Source organism: Citrobacter sp. RHBSTW-00017 (genome assembly GCF_013797615.1).
Classification (GTDB): Bacteria; Pseudomonadota; Gammaproteobacteria; order Enterobacterales; family Enterobacteriaceae; genus Citrobacter; species Citrobacter braakii.
On the sequence record NZ_CP056899.1, the window covers coordinates 2689401 to 2708927 of the forward strand.

Consider the following 19527-nt stretch of genomic DNA (forward strand, 5'->3'; position numbering starts at 1 on the left):
CTCCCTATGCTGAAAACGATTCGTAAACACGGTATTACTCTGGCGCTGTTTGCAGCGGGCTCGACGGGGTTAACCGCGGCAATCAATCAATTAACCAAGTCCACCATTGATGAACAGGCCGCGCTGCAGCAAAAAACGCTGTTCGATCAGGTTCTGCCTGGCGATCGCTACAATAATAATTTGTCCGAAAGTTGTTATCTGGTCGATGCGCAGGCGTTGGGCAAAGGCACTCACCGAGTGTATATTGCCCGCCAGGACGATCGTCCCGTTGCAGCAATTCTTGAAGCTACGGCGCCAGATGGTTATTCCGGGGCTATTCAACTGCTGGTTGGTGTCGATTTTTCGGGTACCGTGTTGGGTACGCGGGTGACCGAACATCATGAAACGCCAGGGCTGGGTGATAAAATCGAACTGCGACTGTCCGACTGGATCACCCACTTTAGCGGCAAAACGATCGCTGCGGGTAACGACGCTCACTGGGCGGTGAAAAAAGACGGCGGCGACTTTGACCAGTTTACTGGCGCAACCATTACGCCGCGTGCGGTAGTTAATGCAGTAAAACGCGCCGGTTTGTATGCGCAGACGCTGCCCGCGCAACTTCCTCAACTTAGCGCCTGTGGAGAATAAACCATGAGCGAAATTAAAGACGTTATTGTCCAAGGGTTATGGAAAAATAACTCCGCGCTTGTGCAGTTACTCGGGATGTGTCCGCTGTTGGCCGTCACCTCGACCGCCACTAACGCGCTGGGCCTGGGACTCGCGACTACGCTCGTCCTGACGCTGACGAACCTGACGATTTCTGCCCTTCGTCGCTGGACACCGCCTGAAATACGTATTCCGATTTATGTCATGATCATCGCCTCCGTGGTGAGCGCGGTGCAAATGTTGATCAATGCCTACGCTTTTGGCCTGTATCAGTCTCTGGGCATTTTTATCCCGCTGATTGTGACCAACTGTATTGTTGTTGGCCGCGCTGAAGCCTTCGCAGCCAAAAAAGGCCCTGCGCTATCCGCACTCGATGGTTTTTCCATCGGCATGGGCGCAACTGGCGCCATGTTTGTTCTGGGCTCGCTACGTGAAATAATTGGTAACGGTACACTCTTTGATGGCGCAGACGGTTTGTTGGGTAGCTGGGCCAAAGTATTGCGCGTTGAGATCTTTCATACCGATACGCCGTTTCTGCTGGCCATGCTGCCACCAGGCGCGTTTATTGGCCTGGGTCTGATGCTGGCTGTTAAGTATCTGATTGATGAGAAAATGAAGAAACGTCGTGCCGAGGCGGCTGTCACGGACAGTCCGGCCGGTGAAACAGGGAATGTGTAATGAACAAAGCAAAACGGCTGGAAATACTGACGCGCCTGCGTGAGAACAATCCGCATCCGACAACCGAGCTAAATTTTACATCGCCGTTCGAACTGCTGATTTCAGTCTTGCTCTCCGCGCAGGCCACCGATGTCAGCGTCAATAAAGCGACGGCTAAGCTCTACCCCATCGCCAATACGCCAGCCGCGATGCTGGAGCTTGGCGTTGAAGGGGTTAAGTCCTACATCAAGACAATCGGTTTGTTTAACAGCAAAGCGGAGAACGTGATTAAAACCTGCCGCATTCTGCTGGAGCAGCATAATGGTGAAGTGCCTGAAGACCGGGCCGCATTAGAAGCCCTGCCCGGGGTTGGGCGAAAGACGGCTAATGTGGTGTTAAATACCGCCTTTGGCTGGCCCACTATTGCCGTAGACACCCATATTTTTCGCGTTTGTAATCGTACCCAGTTCGCCCCAGGTAAGAACGTTGAGCAGGTTGAAGAGAAGCTGCTGAAAGTCGTACCCAGTGAATTTAAAGTCGATTGCCATCACTGGTTAATTCTTCATGGCCGCTACACCTGTATAGCCAGAAAGCCGCGCTGCGGTTCCTGCATTATCGAAGATCTTTGCGAATTCAAAGAGAAAGTCGATATCTGATGCTGCCGGGGCATACTGCTCGCCCCACGCTAACATAACGATTAGTTATGCACTCCCCTGAGCTTATTTTCCCGACAATGATGCCGTTCAACCGCGCATATCTAATGCATTATTCTTGTTAATTAACACCTGAGCAGGTTAATCGTTTTTTTAGTAAAAGAAATTTCTATCTATACGTGATCCAGATCATCCAGATAACACAATGTTAAAAAATATTTATTTTTTAGTTAAAGTGACAATCAGATGACCTAACTGAACAGTTTCTAAACAAAACATTACACTGGCTATTTTTCAGATAATGGCCTATATCACTGGATTCAAGCGCAAATAGCAGAACATATCGCCACATTGCGGTTTTTACCCTGATTAAACAGTGTAAAAATCTGCCATTTTTCAAATGAAGAAATTTAACGCTAGATAACATTTCACAGTCCCGACGATTTCACCAGTCATGATATATGTAACAGATTATTACAAACCACTTGTCTGAATGGTCAAGATAGTGAACATTACTTGCCGTTTCCCCTCCCACTATAACAATCGGACGGATGAACTTGACTCATCACGTGCCTGAACACCCCCGTTGATATGGGATGTAAAAAAAGAGGTAAAAGTGTCTACTGCAAACAATAAACCAACAGAAAGCGTGAGTTTAAACGCCTTCAAACAACCAAAAGCGTTCTATCTCATTTTCTCTATTGAGCTGTGGGAGCGTTTTGGTTATTACGGCCTGCAAGGAATTATGGCCGTCTACCTGGTTAAACAACTGGGTATGTCAGAAGCGGATTCCATCACCCTTTTCTCGTCCTTTAGCGCCCTGGTGTACGGTCTGGTTGCCATTGGCGGCTGGTTAGGTGATAAAGTTCTGGGTACAAAACGTGTCATTATGCTGGGTGCCGTTGTCCTGGCCATCGGTTATGCGTTGGTAGCATGGTCTGGTCACGATGCGGGTATCGTTTATATGGGCATGGCGGCCATCGCGGTCGGTAACGGCCTGTTTAAAGCAAACCCATCATCCCTGCTCTCTACCTGCTATGCCAAAGATGACCCGCGTCTTGATGGTGCATTTACCATGTACTACATGTCCGTCAACATCGGTTCATTCTTCTCTATGCTGGCAACACCGTGGTTGGCTGCGCATTACGGCTGGAGCACCGCGTTCGCTCTGAGCGTCGTGGGTATGCTGATTACCGTTGTTAACTTCGCATTCTGTCAGCGCTGGGTTAAACAGTACGGTTCTAAACCTGACTTTGAGCCGATCAACTTCCGTAACCTGTTGCTGACTATTGTTGGCGTCGTGGTGCTGATCGCGATTGCAACCTGGTTGCTGCACAACCAGCAGATCGCACGTATGGTTCTGGGCGTCATTGCTCTGGGTATCGTGTTTATCTTCGGTAAAGAAGCATTCACCATGCACGGTGCTGCGCGTCGTAAAATGATCGTCGCCTTCATTCTGATGCTGGAAGCGATTATCTTCTTCGTGCTGTACAGCCAGATGCCGACCTCACTGAACTTCTTCGCGATTCGTAACGTTGAGCACTCTATTCTTGGCATTGCTTTCGAACCTGAGCAGTACCAGGCACTGAACCCGTTCTGGATCATCATTGGTAGCCCAATCCTCGCCGCTATCTATAACAAGATGGGCGATACCCTGCCGATGCCAACCAAGTTTGCGATTGGTATGGTGCTGTGTTCCGGTGCATTCCTGATCCTGCCGCTGGGTGCTAAATTCGCTACCGATGCGGGCATCGTTTCCGTTAACTGGCTGATCATCTGCTACGGTCTGCAAAGTATCGGTGAACTGATGATCTCCGGTCTGGGTCTGGCAATGGTGGCTCAGCTGGTTCCGCAACGCCTGATGGGCTTCATCATGGGTAGCTGGTTCCTGACCACTGCCGGTGCAAACATCATCGGTGGTTACGTAGCCAACATGATGGCTGTACCAGAGAACGTCACTGACCCGCTGATGTCCCTTGAAGTCTACGGTCGTGTGTTCCTGCAGATTGGTGTTGCTACGGCTGTTATCGCTGTTCTGATGCTGCTGACGGCACCGAAGCTGAATCGTATGACTCAGGACGATGACGTCAATGAGAAAGCCTCTAAGGCCGCGACAGCGTAATTCTCAGGGAAACTCTTTTTCAGGCCGCTAACTGGTGTTAGCGGCTTTTTTTTTGCCTGAGCTAGCACTACCATACGATATACCTCAGCCAAAAGGAGTTACCGATGAAACTGTTCTACAAACCGGGCGCTTGTTCTCTTGCTTCCCACATCACACTTCGTGAGAGCGGTAAAGATTTCACGCTGGATGGTGTTGATCTGATGAAGAAGCGTCTGGAAAACGGCGATGATTTTTTCGCGGTAAACCCAAAAGGGCAAGTTCCCGCGCTGCTGCTGGATGACGGTACGCTACTGACCGAAGGCGTCGCCATCATGCAATACCTGGCGGACACCGTTCCAGACCGTCAACTCCTTGCCCCGACCAGCAGCCTCTCCCGTTACAAAACCATTGAATGGCTTAACTACATTGCGACAGAACTGCATAAGGGCTTTACCCCACTGTTCCGTCCCGATACGCCGGAAGACTTCAAGCCAACCGTTCGCGCGCTGCTGGAGAAAAAAATGCAGTATGTGAACGACGCGCTGCAAGATAACCAATGGATCTGCGGTTCGCGCTTCAGCATTGCGGACGCCTATTTGTTCACCGTGCTGCGTTGGGCCTATGCGGTTAAGCTGAATATGGCAGGATTAAGCAATATCGATGCGTATATGGCGCGTATGGCTGAACGTCCGGCGGTTGCCGCGGCGTTGAAAGCAGAAGGGTTAAATTAATTGTTGTTGCCGGGAAGCGCTTGCGCTTACCCGGCTTTCAGCCAAACAAACGCAGGCCCGATAAGCGTGAGCGCCATCGGGCATTGGTTACAACTGCGTCGCGCTGAAGTAGTGTTCAGGCTTCGCGATACAATCCTGCGCAGCCACAACCTGCAGCTCATACTCGTGCATTTTTTTGGTGGCAATCATCACTTCGTACACCGCCGCCGTCACGTGCTCCAGCGCCTGCTGTAAAGACGCGCCCTGCAGCAGTTTAACCAACAATAAGCCGCTGGTGACATCACCCACGCCAACCGGTTGACGTGCGCCAAAATCGACTAACGGTCGGCTGATATGCCATGCCTGTTCAGCAGTAACTAACAGCATCTCGAAACGATCTGCGCTGATACCCGCGCGAGCCAGGTGCTTCACCAGCACAATCTCTGGTCCCTGAGCGATGAGCTCACGCGCTGCCGCCACGGCCTCATTGACATTGTTCACCGCATGCTCGCACAGAATTTCGAGCTCAACCAAATTCGGGGCGATAATATCGCTGGCTGGAAGCGCATGGCGTACATGAAACTCCGCTACGCCCGGCGCGACGATACACCCTTTTTCCGGATGGCCCATCACCGGGTCACAAAAATATTTCGCCTGCGGATTGGCCGCTTTTACTTTGCGTACAATACCCAGAATATGCTCGCCCTGTTCAGCCGAGCCAAGATAGCCGCTCAGTACTGCGTCACAAGTCTGGAGTTTATCGATATCGGCAATGCCCTGGACAATGTCAGTCAGATGACTCGGCGGCATAACGCAACCGGTCCATTTGCCGTACTGTGTGTGGTTAGAAAACTGAACGGTATTCAGCGGCCAGACATTTGCGCCAAGACGACGCATTGGAAATTCTGCTGCACTGTTGCCCGCATGACCAAAAACAACGTGGGACTGGATGGCGAGGATATTCTTCATTTTACTTACCACAACCCTGAAAAAATAAAGGGGCGTAGTTTCCCACGCCCCTGCTAACTAAATCTTACTTCCAGCAAATCAGACAATAGTTCTTCTTGCCACGGCGCAGTAAGGTGTAGCGCCCGAACAGGATATCACTCTCCTGGAAGAAATATTCCGGATCGGATTGCTTCTCACCGTTGATGGTCACCGCATTAGACGCGATAGTCTTACGTGCCTGGCCGCGAGAAGGTTGCAGCTCGGAGTCCACCAGCGCCTGCATCAGATCGGCACCTTTGTCCATCTCGATCATCGGCACGCCATCTTGCGCCAGCTGTTCGAAATCCGCTTCGCTCAAATCGCTCAGATTACCGTTGAACAAGCTTTCGGTAATACGTTTTGCCGCTACCAGACCTTCTTCGCCGTGAACCAGACGCGTTACTTGCTCAGCCAGAACATACTGGGCGCGCGGCGCTTTACCGCTATTTTTATCTTCTTCTTCCAGCGCATTGATCTCTTCAATGTCCATGAAGGTGAAGAATTTCAGGAAGCGATAAACATCCGCATCGGCGGTGTTAATCCAGAACTGGTAGAATTTGTACGGACTGGTTTTCTTCGGATCCAGCCACACAGCGCCGCCTTCCGTCTTACCGAATTTCGTACCGTCAGCTTTAGTGATCAACGGAACGGTCAGACCAAACACCTGGTTCTGGTGCAGACGACGGGTCAAATCGATACCCGAAGTAATATTGCCCCACTGGTCAGAACCGCCAATCTGCAGCGCAACACCGTGCAGTTTGTTCAGGCAGGCAAAGTCATAACCCTGCAGCAGGTTGTAAGAAAACTCGGTAAAAGAGATCCCCTGATCGTCACGGTTCAGACGCTGCTTCACCGCTTCTTTGTTGATCATCTGGTTAACGGAGAAGTGTTTGCCGATATCACGCAGGAAAGTCAGTACATTCATACTGCCAAACCAGTCATAGTTGTTCGCAGCAATCGCCGAGTTGTCGCCACAGTCGAAATCGAGGAACGGCGCAACCTGTTTGCGGATTTTATCCACCCACTCCTGCACGGTGTCTTCGGTATTCAGTTTACGCTCGGCGGCTTTAAAGCTCGGGTCACCAATCAGACCGGTTGCGCCACCCACCAGTGCGACAGGTTTATGGCCTGCCTGCTGGAAGCGTTTCAGGCATAACAATGGAACCAGATGCCCCAAATGCAAGCTGTCAGCGGTAGGATCGAAGCCGCAATAGAGCGCGATCGGGCCTTGCGCCAGTCGCTCTGCTAACGCTTCCTCGTCCGTCACCTGGGCCACCAGCCCCCGCTCTTGCAATTGTTTAATCAAGTTACTGCTTGCCATCAAAATCTCCATGTATAAAACGACTGCACCTTAGCCGGTACACGACTTTTCGCCTGATGCGAAAGAAACATAGAATAAAGCGCCGGATTGTTCAGCACCAGCGCTTAAAACAAGAATTTTGCATCTTTAGGGGGCCAGGCGATCAATTTTCCACGCGTTATCTTCGCGTTGGTATAAAAAACGATCGTGCAGACGGTTTTCGCCACCCTGCCAGAACTCCATCTGCTCAATACTCACGCGAAAGCCTCCCCAGAAACTGGGCAGTGGAACTTCACCTTGCTGAAACTTCTGCTTCAGTTCGAGGAATTTGCTTTCCAGAATACCGCGCGCGGAGATCCGACTGGATTGCTTAGAGACCCAGGCGCCAATCTGGCTATCACGTGGGCGACTGTGGAAGTATTTCACCACTTCCAGCGTGGATAGGCGCTCAGCCTTGCCGATCACCATCACCTGCCGTTCCAGCGTATGCCAGGGAAACAGGAGGCTGATGCGTGGGTTTTTCTCAATCTGATGTGCCTTACGGCTACCGAGGTTGGTATAGAACACCAGCCCTTTGTCATCATAATGTTTGAGCAACACGATACGCTGATAAGGCTGACCGTTTTCATCGACGGTAGCAACGACCATCGCTGTGGGATCGGCCAGTTTGGCGTCACAGGCTTGCCCCAGCCAGCGCTCGAACAGCGCAAGGGGTTCGGAGGGAAGATCGCGGCGGCGGAGACCGCCTTTCGTGTATTCACGGCGCAAATGCGCGATTTGCTGCAATTCGTCGTTATCAGACATGATGTTGGCTACGGATTGTCAGTGGGTGACGCTATTGTGCGCCGCCCAGGTGAAAATCTCAACGCTTCGGGTTCTGTAACTGACAGTTATTTAGCACAATTCTGTCTCGTTTATAGACCGTTGCCTCATCGCCTTTAGACCAGAAGACGTAAATACCATCGGTATAGCGAGCACCTGATGCCGACACGCCCTGTTTGAGGTTCAATAGCTGATTATCATAAACAAAACTCGCCATCTGACGGGTATTGTTCAGCTTCACGGTAAGCGGTTTTTCGTCACAGCGGTATTCAAGCGTATCCGTTTGCATACGCTCGACAAATTGGTTGTACACGCTGCACCCGCTAAGCAGTACCGGCAGACACACTAACAACAGTTTTTTCATAGCCATATCCTGAAGACTTTCCTGGTCCTGGAGGGTAATGGCACCCTCCCTAATATCCCTAGTTTATCGACATATGGCGCTGAATAATTTCAGTTAACTCTGAGTTCGTGGGTTAGCAGGATAAATCGCCCCTAAAACGCTCGGTTCTGATGCGCCGGTCACGGAAGGCAGATTTCCCGGTAATCCCGCCAGCGTTCGCCACGCCAGCCAGGCAAAAGCCAGGGCCTCCATATCATCGCCGCTGATCCCAGCCTCATCGGTTGAAGTGACCTCTGTCCCTGGCAATAACGCCGCCAGACGCATCATCAGCAGCGGATTACGGCTGCCGCCGCCGCATACCATTAGCCGTTCACAGCCTCCGCTTAGCAAGACCTGCTCGGAAATGGTCACGGCCGTCAGTTCGGCAAGCGTCGCCTGCACATCCCGCGGGCTTATTCCCGGGAACTGCGCCATATGACGTTCTATCCAGCCATAATTGAAATACTCGCGGCCAGTGCTTTTCGGCGCAGGCGCAGAAAAATAAGGATCGTTAAGCATATTTTGCAGTAAAGGCAGGATCACCGTTCCCGATGTGGCCCACTGCGCATCTTTGTCATAGGGTTGGCCGCATTGCCGCCAGATCCAGGCATCCATCAGCATATTGCCCGGACCGGTATCGTAACCGCGAACGGGTTGCTGTGGGATAAGCAGAGACAGATTGGCAATTCCGCCGATGTTTAGCACCATCCGCCGCTCCGTTGGATGAGCCAACAGCGCCTGATGAAAAGCGGGAACCAACGGCGCGCCCTGCCCGCCGAGAGCGATATCGCGGCGACGAAAATCGCCGATCACCGTTATCCCGGTACGCGCGACGATTTGATTGTTGTCGCCAATTTGCAGCGTGTGCGCCGCGATCCCCGTCGGTTCATGCCACACGGTTTGCCCATGACAGCCAATCGCAACGATCTCCTGCGGTTTCAATTTTTCCTGTGCCAACAGCGCATTCACCGCCTCGGCAAACAGATAACCGAGCTGTGCGTCAAGTTGGCCAAACTGCGATAGCGTAAGCTGCTGCCCCTGACAGATATCCAGGATCGCCTGCTTTATATGGAGAGGGATAGGCCAGGTCAGACTCGCCTGTTGCGCAACTATCGTTTCATCTATTGTCGCCAGCACAACATCGACGCCATCAAGGCTGGTTCCAGACATTACACCGATAAAACGGCCCGATTTCATATGTCATCCTTTTAAGCAAATTAGCCTTGACACTCAACCATAAAGTGCCGACTAATGCCATGCTTCCTTAATGATTTTTGAGGGCTAATCATTACAATGGACGCTTTATTACATCAATTATATGAATGATTCGTTTATACTCGGTATATCCGATTTCGGTTAAGATTTTCATATTGTTCCAGTAGAACATGTGACCTTAGGCTCACAAGTGCCATATAATTTAGCCATGAAGGGTGCTTTATTAGCGTTTCGTGGTGTTAAAGGAGATTTGTAAATGATTAAACGTGTGCTGATTGTTGCATTAATGGGTGTGTCTTTGGCGGGCTGCGTTAACAATGATAGCCTTTCAGGCGACGTATACACCGCATCCGAAGCGAAACAAGTTCAGAACGTTACCTACGGTACAATTGTTCATGTTCGTCCGGTGCAAATCCAGGGTGGCGATGACGCAAACGTGATTGGCGCCATTGGTGGTGCGGTACTCGGCGGGTTCCTGGGTAACACCGTCGGCGGCGGTACGGGTCGTTCATTAGCCACGGCGGCTGGCGCAGTTGCCGGTGGCGTAGCGGGTCAAGGCGTACAAGGTGCGATGAATAAAACCCAGGGTGTAGAACTGGAAATCCGTAAGGACGACGGTAATACCATCATGGTGGTTCAGAAACAGGGTGCGACCAAGTTCTCAGCTGGCCAGCGCGTTGTTATGGCTAACAACGGCAGCCAGGTTACCGTGTCTCCACGCTAATCGAATTCACGTGTGGTCAGGCTCTGGCCACACGTCATCTTATCGTTTCAGCCCTGTGACTGCAGTTCAATAATATTGTGTTCCAGTCTGGCGACCAGTTTAATCAGCAGATCAATTTCCTCAGCTGAAATCCCTTCCAAAATTTCTCCACGCGTCTTGTTGATAACCGCTTCCATATCTGCAATCAGCGGCTCTGCTTTTTCTGTCAGTTTAATTCTCTTAGCCCGACGATCGCTGGCGCAAGTCTGTCGTGAAATGAGTCCCTTTTCTTCCAGCTGGTCAAGCGTGCGTACCAACGAAGGCTGCTCGATGCCAATCGCTTTAGCCAACTGAATCTGCGATTGATCAGGCGGCAATTGATGAATGTTGTGCAGCGTAACCCAATGCGTCTGCGTCAACTCCAGAGGTTTCAGGCGATGGTCAATCAGAGCACGCCAAATGCGCACCAACCGTGCCAGATCAGAACCTAATGGCGATTCCAATTTCATCTCCTTATAATTAGCTTGCTAAGTTATTATGCTGATTTTAGAATAGTGTGCAGCATTTGTATTCCCAAAACAAATGTATTGCCAAATTTGCTTACCGGCTGACATTTTTTCAGACATTATGCGTTACAGAGACTCATTGTCTCTTTTTTGCTAAACCTATAGCAATGCTCTCTTCCGCCAAGGATTTTGCCCGTGAAGTTTATGTTTAATGCAACAGGATTGCCCCTACAAGATTTAATGATCGGAGCATCTGTCTACTTCCCTCCTGTTTTCAAGGCGTTTGTAGCAGGATTTATTCTCTGGCTGATTTTTCATCGCCTGCTACGCGACTGGATTTACTCCGGCGAAATCTGGCATCCCCTGTTAATGGATCTGTCACTCTTTACGCTTTGCGTATGTCTGGCCTTTGTAATGCTGATTGTGTGGTGATTATGTCGCTTAAAACCATTAAATACTTCTCCACCATTATAGTCGCTGCCATCGCAGTTTTCGCCGGATGGTGGATGTGGAATTACTATATGCAATCGCCCTGGACACGTGATGGCAAAGTGCGTGCTGAGCAGGTCAGCATCACGCCGCAGGTCTCAGGCAGCATTAGCGAATTCAATATAAAAGATAACCAGTTTGTGAACAAAGGCGATGTCCTTTTTATCATCGACAAGACGCCGTTTCACATTGCTGAACTGAATGCGCAAGCGCAGCTGGCGAAGGCACAGTCCGATCTGGCGAAAGCCAATAACGAAGCCAACCGCCGCCGTCATTTATCGCAAAATTACATCTCAGCCGAAGATCTGGATACTGCTAACCTCAACGTGAAAGCCATGCAGGCCAGCGTTGAAGCAGCCGAGGCCAGTCTGCGCCAGGCACAGTGGCAACTGACGCAGACGGTGGTCAAAGCGCCCGTAGCGGGCTGGGTCACCAACCTTTCAACTCGTACTGGAGACTACGCCTCAACCGGTAAGCCCCTGTTTGCCCTTGTCGACAGCCACTCTTTCTATGTGATGGGGTATTTTGAAGAAACCAAGTTGCGCCACATTCGTGAAGGTGCTCCTGCGGTTATCACGCTCTACAGCGGCAACATAAAGTTACAGGGTCACGTATCCAGTATTGGTCGCGCCATCTACGACCAAAGTGTGGAAAGCGATTCCGGCCTGATTCCCGACATCAAACCCAATGTGCCGTGGGTGCGTCTGGCCCAACGCGTTCCGGTCCGCATCGAATTCGACGCTCTGCCGCAGAAGGTCACCCTGGTTTCTGGTACGACCTGCAGCGTGTCTATCGGCCAGCGTAAATGAAACTGTCCCACCTGATGCCAGGCCATTGGCCGTGGTTTAAAGCCACGGTAGCGCAGTGGCGTTATGCGTTGCGAAATACCATTGCGATGTGTCTGGCATTAACGTTCGCCTATTACCTGAATCTGGATGAGCCCTACTGGGCGATGACCTCGGCGGCAGTGGTCAGCTTTCCCACCGTCGGCGGGGTTATCAGCAAAAGTCTGGGTCGTGTTGCGGGTAGCTTACTGGGTGCCACCGCCGCGTTGATTATTGCCGGTCATACCCTCAATGAGCCGTGGTTGTTTTTGCTGAGCATGTCAGTGTGGATCGGTTTTTGTACCTGGGCCTGCGCTCACTTCACCAATAACGTCGCCTACGCCTTTCAACTGGCCGGTTATACGGCGGCGATCATTGCTTTTCCCATGGTCAATACCATAGAGATTACGCAGTTGTGGGATATCGCTCAGGCCCGCGTATGCGAGGTCATCGTCGGTATCCTGTGCGGCGGCATGATGATGATGATCCTCCCCAGCACCTCCGATGGCACCACATTGCTTACCGCGCTGAAAAACATGCATTCGCGTTTACTGGAGCATGCCAGCTTACTCTGGCAACCGGAGACAACGGATGCGATTCGCACAGCTCATGAAGGTGTTATTGGTCAGATTTTGACCATGAACCTGCTACGTATTCAGGCGTTCTGGAGTCACTACCGTTTTCGCCGTCAAAATGCGTTGCTCAATTCGCTGTTGCATCAGCAGTTACGTATGACCAGCGTGATCTCCAGTCTGCGCAGGATGCTCCTGAACTGGCCCACTCCCCCGGCTAATACCCGGGAAATCATCGAACAACTGCTCAGCGAGCTGGTCAAATCCAATACCGACACCTACACCGTCGCGCGTATTATCGCCCCCTTGCGTCCTCTCGATGCGCGCGACTATCGGCACGTCGCCTTCTGGCAAAGACTGCGTTATTTTTGTCGGCTCTACTTACGCAGCAGTCATTATCTGCATTTACTGGAAAATGGCGTTACCGCCGAGCGTATTACTATCGCCCGCACGCCAGGACTTGCCCGTCATACCGATAATGCGGAAGCTCTCTGGAGCGGATTGCGTACGTTCTGTACCCTGATGCTTATCGGCGCATGGAGCATTGGCGCGCAATGGGAATCAGGCTCTGGCGCACTAACGCTCGCGGCCATCAGCAGCGTGCTCTATTCCGCCGTAGCCACGCCGTTCAAGTCACTTTCTTTGCTGATGCGCACGCTGGTTCTGCTGTCGCTGTTTAGCTTTGTGGTTAAGTTTGGCCTGATGGTGCAAATCTCTGACCTCTGGCAATTCATTCTGTTTCTCTTCCCGCTGCTCGCTACCATGCAACTCCTGAAGCTGCAAATGCCCGCGCTGGCGGGTCTTTGGGGACAGCTAATCGTGTTTATGGGATCGTTTATCGCGGTGACTAATCCGCCGGTTTATGATTTTGCTGATTTCCTGAATGACAATATGGCGAAAATAACCGGCGTGGCGCTATCGTGGCTGGCATTCGCCATTCTACGGCCCGGATCGGATGCGCGGAAAGGTCGCCGCCATATTCGCGCCCTGCGCCGGGATTTTGTCGATCAGCTCAGCCGACATCCCTCGCTCAGTGAAAACGAATTTGAGTCGCTGACCTATCACCACGTCAGCCAGCTCAGCAACAGTCAGGATGCACTGGCGCGACGCTGGCTATTGCGTTGGGGGGTTGTCTTGCTTAACTGCTCGCACGTGGTGTGGCAACTGCGCACCTGGGAGGTGCGTTCAGATCCTCTGGCTCGCGTCAGAGACGTGTGTATCTCGCTGCTTCGCGACGTAATGAGTGAGCGCGGCGTTCAGCAACGACCGCTGAATGCCACGCTGAGTGAGCTACAGCGTATTTGCGACACGCTCGCCCACCATCATCAACCTGCGGCGCAAGAACTGTCGGCGCTTATCTGGCGACTACACTGCTCGCTTTCTCAGCTCGAACAGACGCCTCCGCCGGGTACGCTAGGCAATTGATTATTTGATAACGCCACAGGCGTAGCGCGCTCCACCACCGCCAAGCGGTTTTGGTTGATCGGACATATTATCGCCACCGACATGGATCATCAGCGCTTTGCCTTTAACCTCATCGAGCGTTTTCAGCCGCGGCGCAATGACCGGTGTTGTGGCGTTACCGTCGTTATTCACCACCAGCAGCGGCAGGTCGCCCATGTGGCCTGCGCCTTCCGGACCTTCGTGCTTGCCGGTTTGGTGCGGATCATAATGGCCTCCAGCCGATTCCGCGGCTGAGGCTTTTCCTTCTTTAATCGCCGGTTGGCAACTGCCATTCGCATGGACATGGAAGCCATGTTCACCCGGCGGCAGCGCTTTCAGATCGGGCGTAAACTCCAGCCCTTTCCCGGTTTCAGCAATAGTGACCGTACCAATCGCCTGGCCGACGCCTTGCGACGTTACCAGATTCATCGTCACTTTTTCTTCACTGGCAGCCTGCGCACCTGCACAGGCGAGTAGAGTAATAATGGCCAAACTCAAACGCTTCATAAGACCTCCGTCCAAAAGGTGTCTGATTGATAAGTGTAAACCAGTGACACAAATTTGAACGGAGAAGCGTCAAAAACGCGATTACGGTACGTCGTAACCCAGCGCAGCTTTGCGAATACGGAACCACTGCTGGCGAGACATGTTCAATGACTCAGACTCAACGGCGGCGCGTACACGCTCTATCTTCCCTGAGCCAATAATCGGCAGCGGCTGAGACGGCAGACGTAAAATCCAGGCATACACCACCTGCTCAATGGACTGCGCGTTTAACTCTTCTGCGATTGTGGCAAGTTCATTACGTAATGGCTGGAACGCATCGTCATTAAACAGACGACCACCGCCGAGGCAGGACCAGGCCATCGGACGAATGCGCAGTTGTTGCAGTTGATCTAAAGTACCATCCAGCAGGAGCGGCTGATGTACCGGTGAGATCTCAACCTGGTTAGTCGCCAGCGTGAACGGCAGACGCGATTGCAGCAGTGAGAACTGTGCCGGGGTGAAGTTAGATACGCCAAAGTGACGCACTTTTCCGCTATGGTGCAATTTTTTGAACGCGTCGGCTACGTCGTCCGCATCCATGAGCGGATCGGGACGATGGATGAGCAGCAAATCAATATGATCGGTCGCCAGCAACTTCAACGATGCTTCCGCACTGGCAATAATATGCGCGCTGTCGGTGATGTAATGACCCAGCGCATTTTCCGTGCGCGCCGTCGTGGCGATCCCGCACTTGGTAACAATCTGCATTTTTTCACGCAGATGCGGGGCCAGCTTCAGTGCCTCGCCAAACGCCGCTTCACACTGGTATCCGCCGTAAATATCGGCGTGATCGACGGTGGTAACGCCCAGGTCCAGATGTTCTTCAATAAAGCTGACTAGCTGGCGCGCGGACATATTCCAGTCCATCAGGCGCCAATACCCCATTACAAAGCGAGAAAATTCCGGACCTTGCGGCGCAATAGTAATACGCTGAACCATAGCAGCTTCCTTATAAGTGAATGTGCATCGAGTATACGCAATTACGCTTTTAAAAGAGTGAAGGTTGTTGCGGTTCTTCCGAAGGGTTGGCTTTGTTTGCTCGTAATTTACGCATCAGGCGCTGACGACAAAGCCGTAGCACTTCCTGCTTTTCGGCATCGCTCATCTTTTGCCAGTTAAAACGCTCATCCCGACTGCGAAAACAGCCACGGCAAAAACCGCGCTCGTCAGACTGACATATTCCACGGCATGGGCTCTGGACGGGGAAAAACTCCAGCTGTTCGGCCACATCCCCTCCTTTAGTAAGATTGATATACCTATTGAAGACGTTAACTGAATTTCTCGCAAGCGCTATTGCATTAGACCGACTGGTCTATTACACTCCTTTCCATGAACAAAATCACTGAACACGATACACGCGAACATCTGCTGGCGACTGGCGAACTGCTGTGTATGCAGCGCGGTTTCACCGGTATGGGCTTAAGCGAACTACTGAAAACCGCTGAAGTCCCCAAAGGTTCGTTTTATCACTATTTTCGCTCTAAAGAAGCGTTCGGTGTCGCGATGCTGGAACGCCACTATGCGGCCTATCATCAGCGACTGGCTACGCACTTTGATACGGGGGCAGGAAACTATCGCGACCGCATTCTGGCCTACTATCAGGAAACCCTGAACCAGTTTAGCCAGCACGGCATTATCAGCGGTTGTTTAACCGTAAAACTGTCTGCCGAAGTGTGCGATCTGTCAGAAGATATGCGCACGGCGATGGATAAAGGCGCGCGGCACATTATTGCGCTGTTAGCGCAGGCGCTGGAGAAAGGTCAGGCAAACCATTGTCTGTCCTTTGTTGGCGAGCCGTTACAGCAGGCGCAGGTATTGTATGCGCTGTGGCTGGGCGCCAACCTGCAGGCCAAGATTTCTCGTAGCGCCACCCCGCTGGAAAATGCGCTGGCGCACGTTAAAACCATCATTACTACGCCTGCCGTTTAACAGGCGTTTTTATTTCTTTTATTACTAGACGACCGGTCTATTCAGGAGTGCCATATGTCATCTGAAAAACTTTTTTCCCCACTGAAAGTGGGTGCTATTACGGCAGCAAACCGCGTATTCATGGCGCCACTGACGCGTCTGCGCAGCATTGAGCCTGGCGACATCCCTACTCCGCTGATGGCCGAGTATTACCGTCAACGCGCCAGCGCGGGTCTTATCATCAGTGAAGCTACACAGATTTCCGCGCAGGCGAAAGGCTATGCGGGGGCACCCGGCTTACACAGCGAAGCGCAAATTGCCGCATGGAAAAAAATCACCGCTGCCGTACATGCGGAGCAAGGTCATATTGCGGTCCAGTTGTGGCATACCGGGCGCATCTCTCACACCAGTCTGCAGCCCAACGGTCAGGCACCGGTCGCACCTTCCGCGATTAGCGCCGGTACCCGGACCTCGCTGCGTGATGAAAATGGTCTGGCAACGCGTGCGGATACCTCAATGCCGCGTGCGCTGGAAACGGAAGAAATTCCCGGCATCGTTAATGACTTCCGTCAGGCGATTGCCAACGCGCGCGAAGCGGGTTTCGACATGGTTGAACTGCACTCCGCTCACGGCTATCTGCTGCACCAGTTCCTGTCGCCAACGTCTAACCAGCGTACCGATCAATACGGCGGCAGCGTCGAAAATCGTGCACGTCTGGTGCTGGAAGTTGTCGATGCCGGTATTAAAGAATGGGGTGCCGATCGCATCGGTATTCGCGTCTCCCCAATTGGCTCATTCCAGAACGTTGACAACGGCCCGAACGAAGAAGCCGATGCGCTGTATCTGATTGAACAACTGGGCAAGCGCGGAATCGCTTACCTGCATATGTCTGAGCCGGACTGGGCTGGCGGCGAGCCGTATTCCGATGCGTTTCGCGAAAAAGTTCGTGCACGTTTCCACGGTCCGATCATTGGTGCGGGTGCCTACACACCTGAAAAAGCAGAAGCACTGATCGAGAAGGGCCTGATCGACGCCGTTGCTTTTGGTCGCGCCTATATCGCTAACCCGGATCTGGTTGCGCGCCTGCAGCGTAAAGCGGAGCTGAATCCGCAACGTGCCGAAAGCTTCTACGGCGGCGGCGCGGAAGGTTACACCGATTATCCTACCCTCTAACGTCACAAACTCCGTTCTGCCATTGATAGCGGCGTAACAACGCCGCTATACTAAAACAACATTTTGAATGTATTAGCCATTTTCGAAGGGGAAAAAGATGCGTTTACTTCATACCATGCTGCGCGTGGGTGACCTGCAGCGTTCCATCGAGTTTTATACCAACGTGCTGGGCATGAAGCTGCTGCGTACCAGCGAAAACCCTGAATACAAATACTCCCTGGCCTTTGTCGGCTACGGCCCTGAAACCAGCGAAGCCGTGATCGAACTGACCTATAACTGGGGTGTCGACAAGTATGAGCTGGGCACTGCCTACGGCCATATCGCCCTGAGCGTAGACAACGCAGCCGAAGCCTGTGAACGTATTCGTCAGAATGGCGGTAACGTCACGCGTGAAGCCGGTCCGGTAAAAGGCGGCACCACCGTAATTGCGTTCGTTGAAGATCCAGACGGTTACAAAATTGAACTGATCGAAGAGAAAGACGCCGGGCGCGGCCTGGGCGACTGACCTCCCCACGGGCGCAGATCGTCTGTGCCCGTAGTTTTATACTCATCATTTTGCCATAATACGCGCTGCAATTTTCCCGTATTAAGAGACCCAGATGTCCGATAACGCTCAACTTTCCGGTCTGTGTGACCGTTTTCGTGGTTTTTATCCTGTCGTCATTGATGTCGAAACCGCAGGGTTCAATGCCAAAACCGATGCGCTGCTTGAGATCGCAGCCATCACACTGAAAATGGATGAACAAGGCTGGCTGATGCCGGACACGACGTTACATTTCCACGTAGAGCCATTTGAAGGCGCGAATTTGCAGCCGGAAGCCCTCGCCTTTAACGGAATTGACCCTAACAATCCGCTACGCGGAGCGGTCAGCGAATATGACGCTCTGCATGCCATCTTTAAAATGGTGCGTAAAGGCATTAAAGACAGCGGCTGCAATCGGGCGATCATGGTGGCGCATAACGCTACGTTCGACCACAGTTTTATGATGGCCGCAGCAGAACGCGCCTCGCTCAAACGTAATCCATTTCATCCGTTCGTCACCTTTGATACTGCGGCCTTAAGCGGCCTGTCTCTGGGGCAAACTGTGTTATCGAAAGCGTGCCTGGCGGCAGGAATGGAATTTGACGGGACTCAGGCGCACTCGGCGCTGTATGACACCGAACGGACGGCCGTGCTGTTTTGCGAAATTGTTAACCGCTGGAAACGTCTCGGCGGCTGGCCTCTTCCCGTACCTGAAGAGGCATAACGGACCGATAAAAAAAGCGACCATCACGAGGTCGCTTTTTTATTTACGCTGATATTATTCAGCGTCCGGCTCTTCGGTTTTGTATTTCGCCGCTGTTTCTTTAATCAGCTGCTGCAACTCCCCGCGCTGGTACATTTCGATCAAAATGTCACAGCCGCCAACCAGCTCGCCATCAACCCACAGCTGCGGGAAGGTTGGCCAATTTGCGTATTTCGGCAGCTCGGCGCGAATATCCGGGTTCTGCAGAATATCAACATAAGCAAAGCGTTCACCACAGGCGGACAGCGCCTGCACAGCCTGAGCGGAGAAACCGCAGCTTGGCAGTTTAGGGGAACCTTTCATGTACAGGAGAATCGGGTTTTCAGCGATCTGGCGCTGGATTTTTTCGATAGTGGTGCTCATTATCTTGCTTCCTTAAACTTCTTTTACGGCAGTAGTCTGACATTGTAGCGGGTCAGACAGGCAACGGAAAATAACATTTTCATTACGCGTTATTATTTTATCCCCTGACGCCAAAAGTTGCATTCACAATCTCATTTTTCCCCTTAAAGCCTGTGGATTTGATTATTCGTTCACCAACGCCAACTTTAATTGCTGATTTTTTTTGCGGTCGGTTACGAAACGTAGTTTTAAACAAAAAAGCT

The 19527-nt window shown here is 52.0% G+C and carries 22 protein-coding genes and 1 pseudogene; 13 read left to right on the top strand and 10 right to left on the bottom strand.

Annotated elements, in window-relative coordinates; all coding sequences use genetic code 11:
• The first annotated feature begins 6 nt into the window (after positions 1 to 6).
• From rsxG to gstA, 5 genes are all read left to right on the top strand, one after another.
• Positions 7 to 627, top strand: a complete 621-nt coding sequence (rsxG, locus tag HV037_RS12975; RefSeq protein WP_016153006.1) for an electron transport complex subunit RsxG — start codon at positions 7 to 9, stop codon at positions 625 to 627.
• A gap of 3 nt (positions 628 to 630) precedes the next feature.
• The gene (locus HV037_RS12980) at positions 631 to 1323 is read left to right on the top strand and encodes an electron transport complex subunit E (protein ID WP_016153005.1); all 693 of its coding nucleotides are present in this window, start codon (positions 631 to 633) and stop codon (positions 1321 to 1323) included.
• A complete protein-coding gene (nth, locus tag HV037_RS12985; protein ID WP_016153004.1) occupies positions 1323 to 1958 on the top strand; it encodes an endonuclease III in 636 nt (211 codons plus the stop codon). Before HV037_RS12980 ends, nth begins: the two co-directional genes overlap by 1 nt.
• 613 nt (positions 1959 to 2571) lie before the next feature.
• Positions 2572 to 4077, top strand: a complete 1506-nt coding sequence (gene dtpA, locus HV037_RS12990) for a dipeptide/tripeptide permease DtpA (RefSeq protein WP_016153003.1) — start codon at positions 2572 to 2574, stop codon at positions 4075 to 4077.
• A 104-nt stretch (positions 4078 to 4181) separates the two neighbouring features.
• Entirely contained in the window at positions 4182 to 4787 is a 606-nt protein-coding gene (gstA, locus tag HV037_RS12995) for a glutathione transferase GstA (protein WP_016153002.1), read from the top strand.
• Positions 4788 to 4874: 87 nt separating this feature from the next.
• Here gstA and pdxY read toward each other — a convergent pair whose 3' ends face one another.
• From pdxY to anmK, 5 genes are all read right to left on the bottom strand, one after another.
• The gene (gene pdxY, locus HV037_RS13000; RefSeq protein ID WP_019076734.1) at positions 4875 to 5735 is read right to left on the bottom strand and encodes a pyridoxal kinase PdxY; all 861 of its coding nucleotides are present in this window, start codon (positions 5733 to 5735) and stop codon (positions 4875 to 4877) included.
• 64 nt (positions 5736 to 5799) lie between these two features.
• Positions 5800 to 7074 carry a tyrosine--tRNA ligase gene (tyrS, locus tag HV037_RS13005; protein ID WP_003836431.1) on the bottom strand — a complete coding sequence of 425 codons (1275 nt, stop codon included), beginning with the start codon at positions 7072 to 7074 and terminating at the stop codon, positions 5800 to 5802.
• Positions 7075 to 7200: 126 nt separating this feature from the next.
• Positions 7201 to 7857 (bottom strand): pyridoxamine 5'-phosphate oxidase, encoded by a 657-nt coding sequence (gene pdxH / locus HV037_RS13010; RefSeq protein ID WP_047358433.1) that lies wholly within the window; start codon positions 7855 to 7857, stop codon positions 7201 to 7203.
• A 58-nt stretch (positions 7858 to 7915) separates the two neighbouring features.
• Positions 7916 to 8245 carry a C-type lysozyme inhibitor gene (gene mliC, locus HV037_RS13015; protein WP_085951051.1) on the bottom strand — a complete coding sequence of 110 codons (330 nt, stop codon included), beginning with the start codon at positions 8243 to 8245 and terminating at the stop codon, positions 7916 to 7918.
• An 87-nt stretch (positions 8246 to 8332) separates the two neighbouring features.
• Positions 8333 to 9454 (bottom strand): anhydro-N-acetylmuramic acid kinase, encoded by a 1122-nt coding sequence (gene anmK, locus HV037_RS13020; RefSeq protein ID WP_103283842.1) that lies wholly within the window; start codon positions 9452 to 9454, stop codon positions 8333 to 8335.
• A 274-nt stretch (positions 9455 to 9728) separates the two neighbouring features.
• Here anmK and slyB point away from each other — a divergent pair, with 274 nt between their 5' ends.
• Complete coding sequence (slyB, locus tag HV037_RS13025) at positions 9729 to 10196, top strand: outer membrane lipoprotein SlyB (RefSeq protein ID WP_046276343.1); 468 nt, start codon at positions 9729 to 9731, stop codon at positions 10194 to 10196.
• A 47-nt stretch (positions 10197 to 10243) separates the two neighbouring features.
• Here the strand turns inward: slyB and slyA are convergent, their stop codons facing one another.
• Complete coding sequence (gene slyA, locus HV037_RS13030; RefSeq protein ID WP_019076732.1) at positions 10244 to 10684, bottom strand: transcriptional regulator SlyA; 441 nt, start codon at positions 10682 to 10684, stop codon at positions 10244 to 10246.
• 192 nt (positions 10685 to 10876) lie between these two features.
• Between slyA and HV037_RS13035 the strand changes: the two genes are divergently transcribed.
• The 3 genes and pseudogenes from HV037_RS13035 (at position 10877) to HV037_RS13045 (ending at position 14016) form a co-directional block, all read left to right on the top strand.
• Positions 10877 to 11113 (top strand): DUF1656 domain-containing protein, encoded by a 237-nt coding sequence (locus tag HV037_RS13035; protein ID WP_080858752.1) that lies wholly within the window; start codon positions 10877 to 10879, stop codon positions 11111 to 11113.
• A gap of 2 nt (positions 11114 to 11115) precedes the next feature.
• A complete protein-coding gene (locus HV037_RS13040) occupies positions 11116 to 11979 on the top strand; it encodes an HlyD family secretion protein (protein ID WP_199773184.1) in 864 nt (287 codons plus the stop codon).
• Positions 11976 to 14016: pseudogene (locus HV037_RS13045) on the top strand (FUSC family protein). Before HV037_RS13040 ends, HV037_RS13045 begins: the two are co-directional and overlap by 4 nt.
• Here HV037_RS13045 and sodC read toward each other — a convergent pair.
• The 3 genes from sodC to HV037_RS13060 all read right to left on the bottom strand — a co-directional run bounded on the left by sodC (position 13992) and on the right by HV037_RS13060 (position 15783).
• A complete protein-coding gene (gene sodC / locus HV037_RS13050; protein WP_016156429.1) occupies positions 13992 to 14516 on the bottom strand; it encodes a superoxide dismutase [Cu-Zn] SodC in 525 nt (174 codons plus the stop codon). The pseudogene HV037_RS13045 and the gene sodC overlap by 25 nt on opposite strands.
• Positions 14517 to 14597: 81 nt before the next feature.
• Positions 14598 to 15494, bottom strand: a complete 897-nt coding sequence (locus HV037_RS13055; RefSeq protein WP_016152993.1) for an aldo/keto reductase family oxidoreductase — start codon at positions 15492 to 15494, stop codon at positions 14598 to 14600.
• Between the two features lie 49 nt (positions 15495 to 15543).
• Entirely contained in the window at positions 15544 to 15783 is a 240-nt protein-coding gene (locus HV037_RS13060; RefSeq protein ID WP_016156428.1) for a DUF1289 domain-containing protein, read from the bottom strand.
• 101 nt (positions 15784 to 15884) lie between these two features.
• Here HV037_RS13060 and HV037_RS13065 point away from each other — a divergent pair, with 101 nt between their 5' ends.
• The 4 genes from HV037_RS13065 (at position 15885) to rnt (ending at position 18883) form a co-directional block, all read left to right on the top strand.
• Positions 15885 to 16484, top strand: a complete 600-nt coding sequence (locus HV037_RS13065) for a TetR/AcrR family transcriptional regulator (RefSeq protein ID WP_016152991.1) — start codon at positions 15885 to 15887, stop codon at positions 16482 to 16484.
• A 54-nt stretch (positions 16485 to 16538) separates the two neighbouring features.
• Positions 16539 to 17636 (top strand): alkene reductase, encoded by a 1098-nt coding sequence (locus tag HV037_RS13070; protein ID WP_016156427.1) that lies wholly within the window; start codon positions 16539 to 16541, stop codon positions 17634 to 17636.
• 97 nt (positions 17637 to 17733) lie between these two features.
• Positions 17734 to 18141 carry a lactoylglutathione lyase gene (gene gloA, locus HV037_RS13075; RefSeq protein WP_003029198.1) on the top strand — a complete coding sequence of 136 codons (408 nt, stop codon included), beginning with the start codon at positions 17734 to 17736 and terminating at the stop codon, positions 18139 to 18141.
• A gap of 94 nt (positions 18142 to 18235) precedes the next feature.
• Positions 18236 to 18883: a ribonuclease T gene (gene rnt / locus HV037_RS13080; RefSeq protein WP_016152990.1), complete on the top strand. Its 648-nt coding sequence runs from the start codon at positions 18236 to 18238 to the stop codon at positions 18881 to 18883.
• Between the two features lie 54 nt (positions 18884 to 18937).
• Here rnt and grxD read toward each other — a convergent pair whose 3' ends face one another.
• Positions 18938 to 19285 carry a monothiol glutaredoxin 4 gene (gene grxD, locus HV037_RS13085; protein ID WP_003832760.1) on the bottom strand — a complete coding sequence of 116 codons (348 nt, stop codon included), beginning with the start codon at positions 19283 to 19285 and terminating at the stop codon, positions 18938 to 18940.
• Between the last annotated feature and the right edge of the window lie 242 nt (positions 19286 to 19527).